This window comes from Micromonospora sp. NPDC007271 (assembly GCF_040634005.1).
Taxonomy (GTDB): domain Bacteria; phylum Actinomycetota; class Actinomycetes; order Mycobacteriales; family Micromonosporaceae; genus Micromonospora.
Genome location: NZ_JBEYER010000221.1, coordinates 1 through 1,329 on the forward strand (window position 1 = coordinate 1; position 1,329 = coordinate 1,329).

Here is a 1,329-nt window from a genome sequence, read left to right on the forward strand (position 1 = left end):
CCTGCGCCGGGAGTTGGCCGCCGGCAACCGCGACGCCTACCTACCCAACCTCGCCACGTCGGTGAACAACCACGCTCTTCGGCTGGCGGAGGCAGGGCGGCGGGACGAGGCGCTGGCCGCCAGCCAGGAAGCCGTCGACCTCTACCGGGGGTTGGCCGCCGGCAACCGGGACGCCTACCTACCCGACCTCGCCACGTCGGTGAACAACCACGCTGTTCGGCTGGCGGGGGCAGGGCGGCGGGACGAGGCGCTGGCCGCCAGCCAGGAAGCGGTCGACCTCTACCGGGGGTTGGCCGCCGGCAACCGGGACGCCTACCTACCCGACCTCGCCGGGTCGGTGAGCAACCACGCTCTTCGGTTGGCGGAGGTGGGGCGGCGGGACGAGGCGCTGGCCGCCAGCCAGGAAGCCGTCGACCTGCGCCGGGGGTTGGCCGCCGGCAACCGCGACGCCTACCTACCCGACCTCGCCGCGTCCCTGTGGAACATCGGATACGTAGCGCGCATTCTCGGAGAGACGTCGGAGCAGATCCTCGATGCAGTTGCCGAAGGGGTGCGGTACTTCGACGAACTCGCAGCCACCGAACCGCAGGCGTTCACCGCACGCCGCGACGCGGCGGCATCCACCTTGACCGACCTACAAAACAGCGCCGTCAATCAGCACCCCAAACTGACACCACCCAGGTCACCCCACGCCGACGAGGCAGCCCCTGACACCGCTTAACTGAGAACCTCAACTGGCCATCTCCACAAGCGGTCCACGCCCAAGATCGGGTGCACGGACATGCCGCGTTCCGCGCGGTTGCAGCTGCACGGTTGGGCCCGACTGGGGTTGTTTTTCGGGAGCCCGCTCATTATGAGCGGGCTCCCCGGAGCCTGGCCCGACTCGAACGGTGCTGCCACCTCTGGGCTCAGTGACGCGCGGTACCGGCGCCGCGCGTTGGGCAGGCCGGCCTCAAAGCGTAGTTCACCCGGACCCAGCCAGGGGTGTCCGCACATCAGCGAGTAGCGCGGTCGCACTCCGTAACGGAGACCAGTTGACCGGATCGCGGACGATCCGCGCAGATGATCTTCTAGCCGGGGAGCTCCGCGATGCCGAGGGCCTCGGTGAATTTGAGGATTCCGCCACCGAACGGACCGCGGCTCTCCTCAAGTGCGGTCGCGAGTCGATCGGGGCTGGCGACGAGGCCGGCCTTCTCGGCCCACGCCAGCAGTCCGGCGGCGGCCGGGCTGTTGAGCGGCTCGAATCTGTCGTCGTCGACGAGGGCCCGAACGATCTCCTCGTTGAGGTAGAACTCGATGGCGCCGCCGGAGGGGTCGGCCGCCGTGGCG

Annotated in this window: 2 protein-coding genes; one reads left to right on the forward strand and one right to left on the reverse strand. The window is 69.5% G+C overall.

From position 1 onward, the window contains the following. A partial coding sequence (locus ABZ570_RS33990; RefSeq protein ID WP_358072294.1) for a tetratricopeptide repeat protein occupies positions 1-721 on the forward strand: 721 nt, incomplete at its 5' end. 349 nt (positions 722-1,070) lie between these two features. Here ABZ570_RS33990 and ABZ570_RS33995 read toward each other — a convergent pair. Continuing rightward, a partial coding sequence (locus tag ABZ570_RS33995; RefSeq protein WP_358072296.1) for a hypothetical protein occupies positions 1,071-1,329 on the reverse strand: 259 nt, incomplete at its 5' end.